Here is a 17,327-nt window from a genome sequence, read left to right as displayed (position 1 = left end):
GGCACCAAAGAAGAGTAACGTTTCCGAAATCACAGGCATCTTCCCGTGCCGGAACCCCCCGATGGGCTCCTTCATATGTTGTGGGCAGACACCCAGGAAGGGGGCTTTCCCGTGCAATGGATCGCACTCCTGGTCCTGGCCCTAGCATCGAATCTCGACAACCTCGGGATCGGCATCGGTTTGGGACTCAAACGGGTGAAACTGCCCTGGACCTCCAACGCCCTGATCGCCGGAATGGCCGCTTTGGCCACCGGCCTCGCCGCGTATGGCGGCCGCACCGTGGCCCTGTTCCTTCCCAGGCAGATGGCCAATGTTCTCGGTGGGGTGATCATCATCGCCATCGGGGTTTGGGTGGTTCGATCCGGAGGACAGACCCCACCGGACAAAGACTCGCCGAACGACTCCCGGAATGCGCCGGAAACCCCTTTTGAGGCCGGAGGGTCCCGAAATCTCGCGGACCCCCATGCCGTTCGGACCTCACCTCGCCCGGAATCCCGGCGAACGGCAGCGTCCACGCCCTCGGCGAGCGCCGAGCCTCCGGCGGTGTTCGCCGTTTTTCGCACTCCGGTCTCCGCGGACGCGGACCGAAGTGGATCGATCTCCTGGAAGGAAGCGCTCATATTGGGAATTGCCCTGGGAATCAACTGTCTGGCGGGAGGCTTTGCAGCCGGCCTGACCGATCTCTCTGCCGCCGGAGCTGCGGTCCTGACCGCTATATTCAGCTACCTGCTCACAGACCTCGGCGTGCGCATTGGCCAGTACGCAGGGCAGCATTGGTTCGGACGATACTCGCATTTTATCGCAGGAATCCTCCTCGTGCTCCTGGGGGTCTATGAGTGTCTCTCTTGACTCGTTACTCCCAGGGGCGCCAAGCCCCCAACACCGACAGCACGAATCCCAGAACGCCGACGAACAGCGATCCCACCGCCCCCGAGCGCAGCCCCCGCCTCCACAGCCACCGACTGAGATTGTACGTATACACCAACACCACAAACGGGATCACCCCGGCGATCAACCATTTCAGGAGCACCCTCCATCCCTCCCTTGTGCCCTCCGTCAGATCCTCTTGGACGTCAACAGATTGCCCACCCGGCGGATCACGAACCGGCTCTGCACTTGAATCGAGAATTGAGGATAGCGTTCCCGCCACCGGTAGTTCTGCCACTCAGCATCGGTGAGAAAATCTCTTCGGGCATAAAGCCCCAGGCCGAGAGCGTCCGATCCGTCCCGCTGCAATTTCGCCACCAGTCGTTCCGCCTGGCGATTAAACTCCTGCTCCGCCCACTGGCGCAACTGAGACAGCCCTTGATGGCTTTGGGTGTCAAAATTCCCCACGGCGCTCACCAGATCGACGTCGAACTCCGGGGCAATGCGCCAGACGGGGCGACTCCCCGCCAAGTTGTAACTCATCGCCGGTCCCCCTTCGTGCTGCTGAACTTCCACTGTGAACCGACCCTGGGGGACGCGAAACGTCAGGAAGGCGTGGAGCAACTCCCCTCGCAGCGCCAACAGCATTCTCCCTTCCTGACCATCCAAAATCTCCACTAAGCGGTCCCCCCGAAACACTGCAGCACCCGGAAACTCCTCGGGGTTTCCCCCTACCCGCTGCATTCTCCCCGCCTCAAAATTCACCGAGGGATTCTGCAGTTGTTGCTCACTGCGAGCCTTTTCACCCGAGCTCTCAGATTCCTTTCCGCCGCCTTGACTCGCCCCGGGCTTCTGGGACGCCTTACTCCGGTCCTGGGCTTTCACCGCCTGATTGATCGCCAAGACCGACGTAAAGGCGTCTTCGGAATCGGTATCCATCGCCCGGGCAAAGCGATGAAGCTGCACCACGGGGACCATCCCCGTAAAGGTCTTCAGCCTCTGCAACCCCTCGATATACCGGGTGACAGAGCTCTCCAACACGGGCTTGTTTTCTTTAAACGAATCCGCCGCTTTGCCCCGAACCACTGCCACGAACATGGTCCGCCGGAACTGCCGGAACCGCAGGAGATCGAGGACGTGGGGAGAAACTCCCTCCCTGGCGACGCCCTCGCCGAAAAGGACATATTGGCACTGAACAAAATCCAACCGCCGCTCCACCGTACTGTTCACCAAATTGATAGCCTCCCCGAGGCTTCTGGCCACAACGCTCACCGATCTGCTGCCTTTTTCCGTCTCCCCGCCTCCTTCGCCGCCGCCCCCACCTCCTCCCGGGGAACCCGAAGGGCCGCTCATTTCCCGGGGAACGGCAATGCGAAAGGTGTAGACGTACATCCCCGGAGCCGGCCCCGTATCGATGGCAAAACTCGGCACGAACCCCTCTTCCTCCAATTCCGTGCGATCCCAGCAACCACTGACGAATAGAAAAGCCACGGCCATCATCGCCAACCACCACCGCCGCACCTCTACCCCTCCCTTCGGCGCCGGCTGATGACCGCCCCGACCCATAGCACCGCCGGAAGGCCCAGCAACATGACCCATCCCCAGGTGCGCAGGTAACGATTTGTGAGGTCGGCGGTCTGCACGTAATCAGCGGGCAGAGAAGCCACTCCGTACACCAGGGCGGCCGTCGCAAACACCAGAGGCCGGTAAACCGGCAAATCGCCCGCTTGCGCCAAACTTTGCGTTGCAGCCCACAGCCCGGCGGCAATATAGATGACGGCGGACAGCACCCAGAGAACATCGAAGATCGCTTCCATCCGTTGCATGAAACGGCCGAGGTACACCAAGCGGGCCAATTGATAAAAAGGAAACGGGTTGTCCGCCCCGGACGGCGGAGGGAAGGACAGGGTGTAGCCCAAAACCATGAGGATCATCAACACTCCGGCAATCCATACGGCGCCCCGGGCAATGCGGCCGCTATCCCGAACGACCCGAATGCTGGGGAACATAAGCCCCAAAAGGACAAGCTCGGAAAAATACGAGGACTTTGCCACACCCGCGGCCACCACCGTGCCGAGACCTGGACCGAGCACGGGGTACAAGTAACGATGATCCATCCAGCCCAGATCCGCGACCAACAGAAGCAAAAATCCCACCAACAGGACGACGGCCACCAGCTGGGAGAGCCGACTGAGGGTCTCGATCCCGTAGTAAGCGATATACACGGTGACGGCCATGAACAGAAACATCACGACGTGGGCCGGGGTCCTGGGCAGAATCGTGCCGATCACCGCCTCGACAAAAGCTCGGGTCACCAAAGCGGTGATGAGGACGAAATATCCCCACAACATCACGCCCACAATCCACCGGCCTGCACTCCCCCACCACTGTCCGGCCATGGCGATCACCGAATTCCCCGGGGCGAGCTCGGCGATGCGGGAGAATAGCGCACAGGCCAAAAGGGCCACGAGCAGGGCGATCACCATGGACAGCCATCCGGCCCGGCCGGCCGACAAAGCCAGATCCTGAGGGAGTGTCAAGGCAATCGACGCACTAAAAACAATAGCTAAAAAGCTCCTGGCTTCCTTGGAGCCGACATACCCGGTGTGCATCATGAGTCTTTCCCCCCGCCTTCTCCACCGGATTCGCCATTTCCGCGATCTTGGCCCTGCCCCCTTGCGCCGGAATCGTCCTTTCGCCGGTTGGCCCCGGTATCATCCACCCGCGATCCCTCCTTGGCAGGCTGCGGGCGAATGGCCTGGCTCCACGCATCCCACCGGCGGTTGATGGGTTCCTGCATTCGCGAATCGCCCGTGCGCAGATACTCGGGGCGCAACTCCTGTTCATAGGCTTGGCCGCGCAGGACAATGTCGGGATTGGAATGCCGGTGGGGCGCCACCGGCGACATCAGGGGCACTCCGAAGGATTTGGCACTGACCAGATTCCCCAGAACTGCGGCCAGCCCCAGGGTGACCCCGTAAAAACCGAAGGCCGCCGCCAGGGCGATGAAGAAAAACCGCATCACCCGCACGGCAAAGGAAAGGTTGTAGTTCGGCGTGGTGAAAGAGGCCAAGGCCGTGACGGCCACGACGATGACCAGCAGGGGGCTGATGATGCCCGCTTGGACGGCCGCCTGCCCCAGAATCAATGCCCCGACGATGCCGATGGTCGGGCCGATCACCGAAGGGATCCGAATGCCCGCCTCCCGAATCAGCTCAATGGCCAACTCCATGAGGAGTACCTCGCCGATGACCGGAAAGGGGACCGTCTCTCTTGAGGCGGCGATGGCCATCATCAGGTCCGTAGGAATCATCTCCGGATGGTAATTCACCACGCCGATGTACAGCCCTGGGAGGAGGACGGCGATGAGCAGAGACACAAACCGAATCACCCGGATGAAAGACCCGAAAGGCCAGCGAAGATAGGCGTCCTCTGGCGTATGGAGCAAAGACCAAAAACTGAGAGGCACGACGAGAGCATAGGGACTCCCGGACACCAGCAGCGCCACGTGCCCCTCCACGAGAAACGCCACCACCCGGTCCGGCCGTTCGGTGGAGAGGATTTTCGGAAACAAAGTGGTGGGCGGATCTTCCAAGTACTGCTCTAAAAGCCCACTGTCGATCAACGCATCTAAACTCAGCCCGTTGACCCGGCGCTTGACCTCCTCCACCAGCTTGGGGTTGGCCACGCCCTTCAAATACATCACGGCCACGTCGTTCTTGGTGGTTTGCCCGACCTGGATGATTTCGGTCACCAGTCGGGAAGAGCGCAGCCGCGCTCGGATCAGGCCGGTGTTCGTGCGGAAATTCTCGGTGAACGCTTCGTGGGGACCCCGAATCACCTGCTCGGACTTCGGGTCGGAGACACTGCGGGTGTCCCAGCCTTTGGTTTCCACCGCCAATCCTTCGCCGAGTCCCTCGATAAACAGGACGCTGTTGCCCATGAGCAACTGCTTGACGGCATTGCGGAATTTGGAGACCCGCTCCACTTGGTTGCCGGGCACCAGGGTGCGCAAAACCCGCTCCATATCCTTCGTCCCGGAATCGGTATCCGGCCGGACCGAAGCCAGGAGCATAAGAGGTTCGAGGATAAAATTGTTGATGACGACTTTGTCCACCATGCCGTCGACAAAGACGAGGAGGGCACGCCGGGGTTCGGGAAGGCCAATGGTGAGATGGCGGACGATAATGTCTTTATTCTGCGGGAGGGTAAAGGTCTTGTTCAGCATGTCTTCCAGGGAGTCGAGGGACACAGGGATCGGGTCGTCCCCGGCGTCCGGCTCAGATCCCCCCCGGACGACTTCCCTTTTCCCTTCCTTTTTGGCCCATTCCGACAAGGGAATCGGTTTTTGCAGGCTCAACGGCTTTTGTTCATCGTCCCGGTCGTCGTCCCGAGCCTCGTTGGGTTTGTCCGGTTTACCTGCGCTTTTTTTCTCGTCGCCCTCGGAACCCCCACCCGGCCCCTTCATCCCATTCTCCCGTTCTCCCAGGGAAAAGGTGGCATCCAGAATCGAATCGTCCACGGTGAACAGCCGCTTCACCCACCGCCGGAAATCCAACACCCGAACACCTCCTCCAACAGCACCGGTAGTATTCCCCATGGCACAAAAAAACTCCCCAGCCATGGGCTGGAGAGTATGTTGGATACCCGTTTCTTATATGCGAAGGAGTTCTTCCACCGGACGGCGAACAACTTTCACCCGGCGCACCTCGGGATCATCGGTGCCCTGCACCGGCAGACCGGCATTCATATGCTCGCGAATGTACTCCAGACTGGCCTCGGTGACGATCTCCCCGGGTACCAGGATTGGAATCCCCGGGGGATAGACCATCAACATTTCCGCGAAGATCCGTCCCACCGAATCCTGGAGGGAGACGGTGTCGGTCTCGGCATAAAACGCCTCCCTCGGCGTCATGGCGAGCAGGGGCATCACCGGGGTTTTCACTTCCACGGGATATTGGCCGATCTGGTGGTGAAACTCCGCCGCCAAGGCCTCCAGGGCTTCGACAAGCGCTCTCATTTCCTCCTCTCCGTCCCCCGGGGAGACAATACAGAGAATGTTGTACAGGTCGCTCAACTCCACCTCGATGCCGAACCGTTCCCGGAGGATCTGCTCCGCGTCGTACCCGGTGATCCCCAGATCTTTCACACACACGGTGAGCTTCAACGGATCGTAGGCCACCGCCGCCGAACCTTTCAGGCCATCTTCCCCAAAACAATACAGCCCCTCGATCTGATTGATCCGATCCCGGGCCTCCCGAGCCAGATCCAGAGCCCGGGCGATCAATTCCCGCCCTCGGACCGCCAACTGGCGCCTGGCCGTATCCAGGGAGGCGAGCAACAAGTACGATGTCGACGTGGTGGTCAGCATGCTGAGGACAGCCTGAACGTGCCGGGGATCCACCCGACCTTGCCGGACGTTGAGCACCGAACTTTGCGTCAGCGATCCGCCCAATTTGTGAACGCTAGTCGCCGCCATGTCCGCCCCGGCGTCCATGGCCGATATCGGAAGATCCTCATGAAAATGGATGTGAGCGCCGTGCGCCTCGTCGACTAAGACGGGTATGTCCCGGTCGTGGGCGAGGGCCACGATGGCGCGGAGATCGGCGACAACTCCGTAATAGGTCGGATTGATCACCAGCACCGCCCGGGCGTCGGGATGCCAATTCAGCATCGTTTTCACGGTGGACACACTGACGCCGTGGGCGATGCCGATTCGTTCGTCGATCTCCGGCGGCATAAAAATCGGATGGGCCCCGGACAAAATGATGGCGGACATGACCGACTTGTGTACGTTGCGCGGAACCAGAATCTTGTCCCCTGGCCCGCACACCGCCATGATCATCGTCATGATGGCACCGCTGGTTCCCTGGACGGAAAAAAATGTATGGTCGGCGCCAAAGGCGGCCGCGGCCAACCGCTGGGCGTCCCGGATCGCCCCCTCCGGGTGGTGCAAATCGTCCAGGGGGGCAATGTTGATCAAATCAATGGAAAAGGCGGCATCCCCGAGGAACTCCCGAAACTCCGGGTCCGCCCCGGTCCCCGCCTTATGTCCGGGTATATGAAATTGGAGAGGCCGACGCCTAGCGTGCTCCATCAAGGCGGTGAACAAAGGCGTCGACCCTTGGTCCAAAGAGTCCCGCTCCTTTTTCATCTCAGCAAGGCATCCCGCAGGGACGCCGACGAAGCCTCCCATACATCCCGGTGGTTCTCGGCAAAAAAGTCCGCCAACCGCCGCCGTTCCTCTGAACCGAGAACATCCACGCTCACTCGTCCTTTGACCGCCTGATCCATCTGGTTCACGTGTTCCGCCAACCGCTTATAGCCGGTTTGATCGTCTTCGTTCACCCACATCTCACAGGCGCCCAGCCCGTGGACACAAGGTTGATGTTGCTCACTGCGCCCCAAGGACACCCACACCAGAGCCACCCGCCTGCCCTGCCCGCGCCGGGCCGGATCGTCGGAGAATGAGATGCCCCGCTCCACCCGGCTCTTGGCGTGCAGTGCCCCCTTGTCCACATAAACGTTCTCGCCATCGAGAATCACGGCCGTCAAGCCGCTGAGTTCGTCCGGCGTTTTGTGTCGTGTCTGTCCGGTCAACTCCAGCTCTTCCACCCGGGCTCCCCCTTTGTCGCGCCGTTCCGGCCGGCACCTGTAGCATTCCGGTATAGTGTATTATACCGGGCTCATTCCCGGCCCTGCAACCATTTCCACTTTTGATAGGAACGCCAGAAGGCGGGAATCTCCCGGAGGGCATACATCCAGGTGCCGAGGACGTCGGCGCTGGCCGGGGCGTAACCCGATGCGTCCAGGCCCGCGAGCCTGGCCAGCCAGAGCGCCCGGGGGAGATGATAGGCGCTGGTCACCACCACAGCCCGGCGCCATCCGTGAATTTTCATCAGGCGGCTGGAGAACAGGAGGTTCTCCACCGTATCTGACGAAAGATCCTCGACAATCAACGCCCGGGGTGGAACCCCTCGAACCCGCAGGTAGTCTGCCATCACATCGGCCTCGCTGGGAGCTCCCGGCCGCCGCTGTCCGCCGCTGACCAGAATCCGGGGGGCATAACCGCGGCGGTACAGATCCAACCCGGCTTCCAACCTGGCCCTGAGCGCGGCGCCCGGCTCTCTCCCCATTATTTTGGCCCCGAGGATCAGCAATACGTCCGCCGGCCGGGGCGGATAAAGCACCCCGCGCATGTTCAGACCAAGCGGAAAACCGATGAAAACGGCCGCTGCCAACGCCGCCCACACGGCTCTCCCTCCCCAGTCCCTTTGCGCTCACGCTATCATGATATGGAACCCGAAAGGGAAATGGGACCCGGGAAGGCCGTAAACACAAAGGGCGGGAAAGGCCACGCCTGCCTCTCCCACCCCAGGTGCCGTTGCGCAAAGCGATGCCGGTTTATACACCGATTCCACGTGGGTTTTATAAATCGAAGTAGAGGTGGAACTCGTACGGATGCGGCCGAATGGCCACCTGATTGACTTCGGTGGTGTTTTTCAGTGCGATCCAGTTGTGAATGAAATCTTCGCTGAACACGTCTCCCGCCAAGAGAAACTCGTGATCCGCTTCCAGCGCCGCCAGCGCCTCAGCGTAAGACCCCGGAACGCTGCGGATCCCTTCTTTCTCCGCCGGAGACAATTCATAGATATTCTTGTCCAAAGGACCGTAACCCAGAGCTTTGGGATCCATCCCTTTCTGGATGCCGTCCAGCCCGGCCATCAGCATAGCGGCAAAGGCCAGATAGGGGTTCGAAGTCGAATCTGGCGTCCGGAATTCGATGCGGGCGGCTTTCGGGGTAACCCCCGCCACGGGGACCCGGATAGCGGCACTGCGGTTGCCCTGAGAAAACACCAGGTTCACCGGAGCCTCAAACCCGGGGACCAATCGCTTGTACGAATTGGTACTCGCATTCGAGAAAGCGAGAATGGCCGGAGCGTGATAAAGAATCCCGGCGATGTACTGCAGTGCCGTCTCACTGAGGCTGGCGTAGGCTCCTTCCTGGTAAAACAGCGGCACCTCACCCCGGAAGAGGCTCTGGTGGACGTGCATCCCTGACCCATTGTCGCCAAAGAGGGGCTTGGGCATGAAAGTGGCGACCTTTCCGTACTTCCGGGCGACATTCCGGACGATGTACTTGTATAACAGGACATGATCCGCCGTTTTGGTGAGCGTATCGAACCGGAAGTTAATCTCTGCCTGCCCGGCGGTGGCGACTTCGTGGTGATGCCGCTCCACCGGGAGCCCGGCTTCCTCCAATGCGAGAACGATCTCCGAGCGCAGATCCTGCTGCGTATCCGAAGGCGCCACGGGAAAATATCCGCTTTTGTTGCGGATCTTGTACCCCAGATTCGCTTCCCCGCTTTTTCCGCTGTTCCAAATTCCCTCCTCGGAATCTACCGAGTAGAACGCGCCGTTTTGCCCCGTATCGAACCGCACGTCGTCAAAAACGAAAAACTCTAATTCCGGACCAAAATACGCCTTGTCCGCCAGTCCCGTTCGTTCGAGATACGCCTCGGCCTTCTGGGCGATAAACCGGGGGTCCCGATCGTACCGAATACCGCTCGGTTCGTATACGTCGCACATCAAGTTCAGAGTGGGGACCTTGGTGAAGGGATCCACGAAGGCGGTATCCAGGTCCGGCCGCATGACCATGTCACTTTCTTCGATCCCCCGAAACCCTTGGATGCTGGACCCGTCAAAGGGCAAGCCCCGCCGCAGAGTCTCCTCGTCCACGTGGGTCGCCGGGACCGTCACATGATGCTGACGACCGGGGACGTCCACAATGCGAAAATCGACCATTTTGATCCCTTTGTCGCGGATCAAATCCAACACGTCTTGTACAGTCATCTTCCTCTCTCCCATTCCCAACGTTGCGGCTATTATACGATGGGAGTGAAAGAAAGGTCAACTGTTTGTGTTAGATAATCTAACGCAAGTGCTAAGAAATTTTTTGCCGCCTTGAATCGTGCCGAGAAGCACCGACAAGAGGAGCGTCGGAGCTGGTCACGGCGTACCGGCCCACCCCACCCGCCGATGTACGGCCTCCAGCCGCTCCCGAAACTCCTGGTCACCGAGAACCGGGACTCCCCGGGAAGACACCTGATCCTCAAGCCGGATCCACGAGGTGCACCCGAGATAAGTCTCCCGCACCGGCAGGATTCGGGGCTCATCCAAACGATAAACGCGCACGGCCAACACGTGCAAAGGCTTATACGGACGCCAATGAAGCCGCTGACTCGCGTAGTTTTCGGTCCAGATGTGCAAATCGGCGAGGTTGGCCAGGGCAGCCTCATCTTGCAGTTCAATATCTTCCACCACCCGGGCGGCGTGGGTAATTTCCACTTCTTTGGGTGGCATCTCCCTGCCCCGGAGGGTCGCTTCTAATTGCCTGTGCCACTCCGGTTTCACCAACTCTTTTTTTTGATGCTCATAGGTGGGGTATAGAAAGAAGCTCGCCCCCCGGACGCGAAAATCTTTCGTTTCCTCGACGATCCCTCCTTTTCGCAAAAGGAGGATTTGATCCCCTGCGTCAAGAGCCCGAATCGCCACCGCCCACTCTTTTAACGCCAATCCGTCCGCCACCCCGGCGTCACGATGCATAACGCCGTCCGAGGACGAGATCGGAGTATATTCCTTCACCGTTAACACGGAAACGCCACCTCCTCCCCGTTCTGACCCCATTATACGGCAGCGCAGAAATCCCGGGCAAACAACAGGAACTGTCCGTCCCGACGTCGAATGTAGAGACAGTGAACGGGGAGGGAAGCGGAGGATGCAGAGACACCGCCCGGATTTTCTGTTGTTTTTTCTCATCCTGTGTCTAGTCGGTGGAGGCCTGACCATGGTCTACAGCGCGAGTAGCGTGACAGCGGTCACCCTGTACGGGCAGGCGTCGTATTTTTTTGTGCGCCAATGCATTTGGGCGGGGCTGGGGTTCATCCTCCTGTTTCTGTTCATGAAACAAACTGCCCAGGGGCTTCGGCGATTGACCAAGCCGCTTTTCCTCCTGAGCCTCTTACTGTTGGTGATGGTGGCCATCCCCCACGTGGGAACCTCGGTCAACGGCGCCCGGCGGTGGCTGGATCTGGGGCCGATCAACCTCCAGCCTTCGGAGTTGGCCAGCCTGGCGGTCATCTTGTACAGCGCTTATCTTCTCGATAAGAGCCAGCATCATCTCATGGAATTCCGCCGCGCGGTGATGCCGCCCCTGGTCATTGCGTTTTTGGTTTTCATGCTGATCATGCTCGAACCGGATCTCGGAACGGGGATGATCATCATGGGCACCGTGTTCTCCTTATTATTTCTGGCGGGCACACCGCTTCGGTACCTCGCCGCCCTGATCGCGACCGGCGGCCTGGGGATCGGCCTGTTGATCCTGTTCGAACCCTATCGCCTGGCCCGGCTCACCGTGTTTCTCAACCCTTGGAAAGACGCCCACGGGGACGGCTACCAGATGATCCAGGCATTTTACGCCTTTGCCTCCGGCGGGTGGTTCGGGCGGGGGCTCGGTTATGGGATCGGAAAATATCTGTGGCTCCCTGAATCCCACACAGATTTTATCTTCGCCGTCATCGCCGAGGAGCTGGGTGCTATAGGGGCCATTGCCCTGGTGACGCTTTTTGCCCTGTACGTTTGGCGGGGGTTGTGGATTTCCCTGCATGTTCCGGATCGTTTCCTATCTTTAACCGCGGGGGGCATCACGGCCATGATCGGACTGAGCACGTTCATCAACCTCGGGGCGGTGACGGGAATCCTCCCCGTCACCGGAGTCCCACTTCCCTTCATCAGTTATGGGGGTAGTTCCTTGTTGATCAAGCTGGCCGCTTCGGGGATGCTGCTCAACATTTCGAGATATACCCGCACAGGGGAGGTGCCGGAGGCCGCCTACACTTCTCCAGGCCCCAGCCGGCGGCCCGCCTCGGGCTAAAGGGGGAGGCGTGGTACAATGAAAGTAACCTGTCGGCGGGCGACCCCGTACGCCCAGCCCGGTCGCCGCGCTTTGACCTGCGCGCGGATTTTACCACGGAAGGGAGTCTTGCCTGTTGAACCGCTCACTATTCGATCTCGGAGATGGAATTTGGATGGTGGATCTGATGGAACGCGGCTTGTCCGGCCGCACGGGTTCGTACATTCTTCCCGGAGAAAAGAACGCCGTCATTGAAACCGGAGGCAGTTTGTCCTTACCACAAATCACTGCTGGGATACAGGAGGCGGGTCTGTCGCTCGAAGCGATCGATTATATCCTCCTCACGCATATTCACTTGGATCACGCCGGAGGCGCCGGTAGTCTGGCGGCTGCCTGTCCGAAGGCCAAAGTGGTGGTCCATCCCCGGGGGGTCCGGCACCTGGCAGATCCCACCCGGCTGGTGGCCGGCGCCCGGGCCGTCTACGGGGATAGACTGGAGTCCTTGTTCGGAGAGGTTCTCCCGATTCCCGCCGATCGCCTCATCGCCGCGGATCACGGAGGGACCCTCGACCTCGGCAGCCGGAAGTTGACCTTCTATCACACCCCCGGGCATGCGAAACACCATATCAGCATTTTTGATCCGGTGAGTCGAGGGGTGTTCACCGGCGACACGACGGGGATTCGCTATCATCGAGAGTTGACCGGACTCGACCGGGACTACTTGTTCCCGACCACCACGCCGGTGGATTTTGATCCTCAGGCAACGCACGAATCGGTGGCCCTTTTGCGATCTTTGCGACCGGCCAAAGTTTTCTTCGGCCACTTTGGCGCCACCGATGCGGTGGACTGGGTGTTCGACGAAACCGAGCGGTTGGTGGACGCTGTAGTCCAGTTGACCGAGAAGGTGTATCGACCGGACATCACCCTCGAGGAGATGGCCCGTCACCTGAAATCTTTCGCCTTGGATGATATGAAACAAACAGTCGGTGCCCCCCGCAGTGACGTATTCTTGGACGATGACATGCTCCTCAATGCCATGGGATTGCTTCACTGGATTGGGAACCGATGAAAAACTTGACACCGGGCCGCTTGTGCCCGGTGTCTTCATCTTGGTGCGGGCGTTCGGGATTCCCCCTCCCCGCTCCGAGTCGGCACGGCGTTCGACCGGGTTTTCAGGCCCCGCTCGAGCCTTCGGGCGCCGCGCCCTGCATCCGCCGTTTGTCCACCACCCGCCGAGCTTTAAACTCGGTCCGTTCCAAGGTGCCGCCCGGCAACACTTCGACGTGCACCGACAGCCCGAGGACACTTTTCAGTTTCTGACGAAGGGAATCGGCCGCGATCGCCGGGTCTTCATGCGCAGTTGTGTTCATCTCCACCTGGACAGCCAGTTCGTCCATGATCCCTTCCCTGGACACCACCAGCCGGAACTCGTCTCCCAGCCCGGGTATGGAACGAACGACGTCTTCCACGGCGCTCGGATACACATTGACGCCGCGAACCACCACCATATCGTCCACCCGACCGTAGATGCCCTTGGGAAACCGGGGATACGGGCGCCCGCACGGGCAGAGTTCGTTCGTCCACAACGTTAAGTCCCCCGACCACAACCGCACCATCGGTTGAGCCTGCCGCTCGAGGTGGGTGTAGACCGGCACCCCTTCCCGGCCATAGGGAACCCTCTGTTTGGTCTCGGGATGCACCACCTCCGTGTAGACAATATCTTGCCACACATGCATCCCCTGCCGGTGCTGACATTCCCCGTTGGCCATCCACGGGGTCATCTCCGCCATGGATCCGGTATCCACGCAGATGCCGCCGTAGGTGCTTTCGATCCGCCGCCGAGTCGCCGGAACCCCCGCACCCGGTTCGCCGGAGAAAAACAAGATGCGAATCCCGAATTCCCTGGGATCGATACCCAGTTCTTTCGCCTTTTCAGCCAAATAGAGCGCATACGACGGAGTACCGTAAAAGGCCGAGGGTTTGACTTCCCACATCCACCGAACGGCCTTCTCCGTCTGCCCGGGTTGCCCCGCACCGAACGGGAACGCCGCCGCCCCAAGCCGCTCCACGCCGGCGAGAGCCCCCCAACTTCCGACATAAAGGCTGAACACGGAACCGATAAACACCTTGTCCGACGGCCGCAAGCCAAATGCCCACATCACCCGGGCATGGGCTTCGGCCATCCGCTCCCAGTCCCCCCTGCTTAACGCGAATACGGTCGGTTTTCCCGTGGTGCCCGACGTCCCGTGAATGTGGAAAATCTCTTCGTGAGAAATGCACAAATTGCTACCGTAGGGTGGATGTTCCATCTGGTCTTCGCGCAATTCCTGCTTGGTTGTGAACGGGAGGCGTTCAAAATCCTCAAAATCCTTCAGGTCGCCGGGTTCAAATCCCACCGCCGCCCACTTTTTTCGATAAAACTCCGAATGGTCATAGACATATCGGATTTGCCGCTTTAATTTTTGCAACACAAGATCCTGCAGTTGTTCCTGAGTCATCGTTTCCACCGTCGGGTTCCAATACCTCTCTTCCGGCCCGGGAACATAGGTGCGATCATACACCGGTGGCCATTGTTCGGGAAGACGAACCATTGTCTTCGCTCCTCCTTCTCTCTTTCCTCACGCTGATTTCGTCCCACATGTCGTCACAACACCAGACCGCCGTCCACGGACAACACCGCACCGTTGATATACCGGGCTTCGTCGGACGCCAGAAAGAGGTACGCCGACGCAATGTCCTCGGGACGGCCCAACGTCCGGAGGGGGGTCTGCTCCCGCATCCGTTCCAGAATCTTCTCCGGCACTTTGGCCGTCATATCCGTGGCGATAAAGCCGGGTGCCACAGCGTTCACCCGGATTCCTTTCGGCCCCAGTTCTTTGGCCCAGGTGCGGGTAAGACCGATCACCCCCGCCTTGGTGGCCGCATAATTGGTTTGGCCAAAATTCCCATAGAGCCCCACCACCGAGGAGGCATTGAGAATCACCCCCCGTCCGCGTTCGATCATGAAAGGCGCCACCGCCTTCGTGCATAGAAACACACCCGTCAAATTCACGGCGAGAACCTTATGCCAGGCTTCTTCAGCCAACTTGGTGAGCAGGCCGTCCATAGTGATCCCGGCATTATTAATGAGAACATCCACCCGGTCATGGACCTCCACCACTTTGCCGATGAAATCCAGGATGTCTTCCTCGGCAGTGACATCAACAGGATAGAAGGACACCGGCCCCAGGGATCGGAGTTCCTCCAGGGTCTCCCTCCCGGCCTCGGCATCCCGATCGCAAAAGACGACACGGGCCCCTTCTTCCAGGAATTTCTCCGCCGTCGCCTTTCCAATCCCACGTGCTCCTCCGGTAATAACGACCACTTTGTCCTTGACTCTCAACGAACACTCCTCCTGGTCACGTTGGTCAATCCCGATCCGGAAACCGGCTTCGAATGAACGATTCGATGGCGTCAATGGGGGTTTCCGGCCCGAACACTTCAGCGATTCCCGCCTCCTTGAGGGCCGGGACGTCCTCCTCGGGGATCACGCCGCCCATGATCACGAGAACCTCCTCCATTCCCTTCGCCCGCAACAACTCCACCACCTTGGGACCCAACGTCAGATGGTTGCCGCCTAGGGTGCTCAAGCCCACCACGTCGGCCCCCTCTTGGACGGCCGCTTGGACGATCTGTTCGGGGAACAGATTGCCGAGATAGACCACTTCCATGCCCCGATCGCGAAGCATCTTGGACACCACCAACGCTCCGCGCCAATGAATGTCGAGTCCCAATTTGACCATGATCACCTTGATCTTTTTCTCCATCCGTACAAACCCCTTTCGCGATTTAGCCGAACACACCGGATCAAACCAAAGGGAACTGCCACAGCCCGAACTCTTCCCGGAACACGTTTTGAATCTCGCCCAAGGTGCAGTACGCTTCGACGGCATCTTTTACGTAGGGCAGGATGTTCACATCTTCGTGACATTTCTCACGAAGAACCCGCAGGGTCTGCTCCACCTTCACCGGGTCCCGGCGAGCCCGCAGTTTGGCCAACTTTTCCTTCTGCATGCGCTCGGCATCTTCGGGATAACGGAACACCTCGACCTTGGTTTCAGCTTCTTTGGACGGGAAGTAATTCAGACCGACCACTTTTCGCTTCCCGGTCTCGATGTCCTGCTGGGTTCGATACGCGAATTCGGCGATTTCCCGGTGCAGCCACCCACTTTCCACGACAGCGATGATTCCTCCCCGGGATTCGATCTGGTCGATGTAGGCCCGGATGTGTTCGGCCATCTCTCGGGTCAAATATTCCACGTAATAGGAGCCGGCCAAGGGGTCAACGGTGTTGACTACGCCCGTCTCCACTTGAATGATCTGCTGGGTCCTCAGGGAGACCAGAGCCGCCTGTTCAGTGGGCGCCGAATAGGCTTCGTCGTAAGAATCGATGTGCAAAGACTGGGCCCCGCCCAAAACGGCGGCCAGTCCCTGAATCGCAGACCGCGCAATGTTGTTCAGGGGTTCCACCTTCGTCAACGTGATGCCCCCGGTCTGCACGTGAAAACGCATGAGATAGGATCGAGGATTCTTGGCGCCGAATCGATTTTTCATCACGTCGTACCAGACCAGCCGCGATGCCCGGCATTTCGCAATCTCCTCGAAGAAATCGTTGAACAAGTTCCAGAAAAAGGACAGCCGTTTTGCAAAGTCATCGACGTCATTTCCCCGGCGAATCAACTCTTCCGTCGTGGCGATAGCGTTGGCAATGGCGCACCCCACCTCCTGCACCGCTGTGGTTCCCGCTTCTCGAAGGTTGTACCCGTTGTAGCTCACAGGGTTCCACCTCGGGAGCCGTTTGCTCGCGTATTCAATGGAGTCGCACTGCAGCCGGAAGGAAGCCTTCGGCGGCAGAATCTCCAGCGAGCTGCCGATGGTCGTCTCCATCAAGAAATCATTCTGGTTGGTGCCGGACAACTTCTCGAGGGGCAGGCCCCGTTTCTCGGCCATCGCCACAAACATCGCCATCAACACCACCGTGGTGCTCGGCAAATGCGTGACGATGTTCGAAGACACCTGATCGATGGGGATTCCGTCATAGAGCGCCTCCATGTCCTCCAGGGAGTCAATGGCGACTCCGGCGGCGCCAACATGGCCCTCGGCTTTGGGATCATCGGAGTCGTAGCCGCGGATCGTCGGCAGGTCCAACACCACGCTGGTGCCTGTCGCACCGTTCTCCAAGAGGAATTTGAATCGCCGATTGGTGTCTTCCGGAGTTCCGAATCCCGCGATCTGGCGGATAGTGAAGAGTCGACCCCGGTACATATTCGGATAAACGCCCCGAACATAGGGCGGTTCTCCGGAAAAACCGCTTTCTTTCAAATAATCGAAATCCGCGATGTCGTCCGGGCCGTAGATCAGGTTGACAGGAATTCCCGAATCCGTCACATAGTCGTTTCCTCCGTCGTTTCCTTTGACCGTCTCTCGGTACCAACGTTCCTTTTCCTGTCGAATTCGCCGGATCTCGTCTCCATTAAAGAGCTTCTCTTGATCAGCCATCAGGGTCTCC

Annotated in this window: 16 protein-coding genes; 3 read left to right on the top strand and 13 right to left on the bottom strand. The window is 59.5% G+C overall.

The genetic code is table 11. The features are described 5' to 3' along the window. Positions 1-111: 111 nt before the first annotated feature. Positions 112-849, top strand: coding sequence for a manganese efflux pump (locus BTUS_RS16615; RefSeq protein ID WP_013074545.1), 738 nt, complete (start codon positions 112-114; stop codon positions 847-849). Positions 850-853: 4 nt separating this feature from the next. On the opposite strand, the gene BTUS_RS18290 is transcribed toward BTUS_RS16615, so the two are convergent. From BTUS_RS18290 to BTUS_RS02400, 9 genes are all read right to left on the bottom strand, one after another. After that, the gene (locus BTUS_RS18290; protein WP_013074544.1) at positions 854-1,030 is read right to left on the bottom strand and encodes a hypothetical protein; all 177 of its coding nucleotides are present in this window, start codon (positions 1,028-1,030) and stop codon (positions 854-856) included. Between the two features lie 26 nt (positions 1,031-1,056). Then, positions 1,057-2,388 (bottom strand): Ger(x)C family spore germination protein, encoded by a 1,332-nt coding sequence (locus BTUS_RS02435; RefSeq protein WP_013074543.1) that lies wholly within the window; start codon positions 2,386-2,388, stop codon positions 1,057-1,059. Between the two features lie 2 nt (positions 2,389-2,390). After that, positions 2,391-3,482: a GerAB/ArcD/ProY family transporter gene (locus tag BTUS_RS02430; protein WP_013074542.1), complete on the bottom strand. Its 1,092-nt coding sequence runs from the start codon at positions 3,480-3,482 to the stop codon at positions 2,391-2,393. Then, entirely contained in the window at positions 3,479-5,428 is a 1,950-nt protein-coding gene (locus BTUS_RS02425; protein WP_013074541.1) for a spore germination protein, read from the bottom strand. Before BTUS_RS02425 ends, BTUS_RS02430 begins: the two co-directional genes overlap by 4 nt. Positions 5,429-5,521: 93 nt before the next feature. After that, entirely contained in the window at positions 5,522-7,000 is a 1,479-nt protein-coding gene (locus tag BTUS_RS02420) for an aminotransferase class I/II-fold pyridoxal phosphate-dependent enzyme (protein WP_041304752.1), read from the bottom strand. 17 nt (positions 7,001-7,017) lie between these two features. Further along, a complete protein-coding gene (locus BTUS_RS02415; RefSeq protein WP_013074539.1) occupies positions 7,018-7,482 on the bottom strand; it encodes a YwhD family protein in 465 nt (154 codons plus the stop codon). 71 nt (positions 7,483-7,553) lie between these two features. After that, on the bottom strand, positions 7,554-8,120 hold the full coding sequence (locus BTUS_RS02410) for a YdcF family protein (protein WP_013074538.1): 567 nt from the start codon (positions 8,118-8,120) through the stop codon (positions 7,554-7,556). 175 nt (positions 8,121-8,295) lie between these two features. Further along, positions 8,296-9,720: a type I glutamate--ammonia ligase gene (gene glnA, locus BTUS_RS02405; protein ID WP_013074537.1), complete on the bottom strand. Its 1,425-nt coding sequence runs from the start codon at positions 9,718-9,720 to the stop codon at positions 8,296-8,298. A gap of 156 nt (positions 9,721-9,876) precedes the next feature. Next, positions 9,877-10,521, bottom strand: coding sequence for a DUF1802 family protein (locus BTUS_RS02400; RefSeq protein ID WP_013074536.1), 645 nt, complete (start codon positions 10,519-10,521; stop codon positions 9,877-9,879). Between the two features lie 124 nt (positions 10,522-10,645). On the opposite strand from BTUS_RS02400, the gene ftsW reads away from it, so the two are divergent. Together ftsW and BTUS_RS02390 are read left to right on the top strand one after the other, a co-directional pair. Then, complete coding sequence (gene ftsW / locus BTUS_RS02395; protein ID WP_013074535.1) at positions 10,646-11,800, top strand: putative lipid II flippase FtsW; 1,155 nt, start codon at positions 10,646-10,648, stop codon at positions 11,798-11,800. A gap of 115 nt (positions 11,801-11,915) precedes the next feature. Continuing rightward, positions 11,916-12,848 (top strand): MBL fold metallo-hydrolase, encoded by a 933-nt coding sequence (locus BTUS_RS02390; RefSeq protein WP_013074534.1) that lies wholly within the window; start codon positions 11,916-11,918, stop codon positions 12,846-12,848. 103 nt (positions 12,849-12,951) lie between these two features. On the opposite strand, the gene BTUS_RS02385 is transcribed toward BTUS_RS02390, so the two are convergent. From BTUS_RS02385 to BTUS_RS02370, 4 genes are read right to left on the bottom strand one after another with little or no spacing between them, the layout of a single operon-like run. Then, positions 12,952-14,370 (bottom strand): phenylacetate--CoA ligase family protein, encoded by a 1,419-nt coding sequence (locus BTUS_RS02385; protein ID WP_013074533.1) that lies wholly within the window; start codon positions 14,368-14,370, stop codon positions 12,952-12,954. Between the two features lie 53 nt (positions 14,371-14,423). After that, complete coding sequence (gene fabG / locus BTUS_RS02380; protein ID WP_013074532.1) at positions 14,424-15,161, bottom strand: 3-oxoacyl-[acyl-carrier-protein] reductase; 738 nt, start codon at positions 15,159-15,161, stop codon at positions 14,424-14,426. Positions 15,162-15,186: 25 nt separating this feature from the next. Beyond that, positions 15,187-15,585, bottom strand: coding sequence for a cobalamin B12-binding domain-containing protein (locus BTUS_RS02375; protein WP_013074531.1), 399 nt, complete (start codon positions 15,583-15,585; stop codon positions 15,187-15,189). Between the two features lie 40 nt (positions 15,586-15,625). Then, entirely contained in the window at positions 15,626-17,317 is a 1,692-nt protein-coding gene (locus BTUS_RS02370; RefSeq protein ID WP_013074530.1) for an acyl-CoA mutase large subunit family protein, read from the bottom strand. Positions 17,318-17,327: the final 10 nt, after the last annotated feature.

The organism is Kyrpidia tusciae DSM 2912, assembly GCF_000092905.1.
In the GTDB taxonomy this organism is placed as follows: Bacteria; Bacillota; Bacilli; order Kyrpidiales; family Kyrpidiaceae; genus Kyrpidia; species Kyrpidia tusciae.
This window is presented reverse-complemented; position numbering and strand designations above follow the sequence as displayed.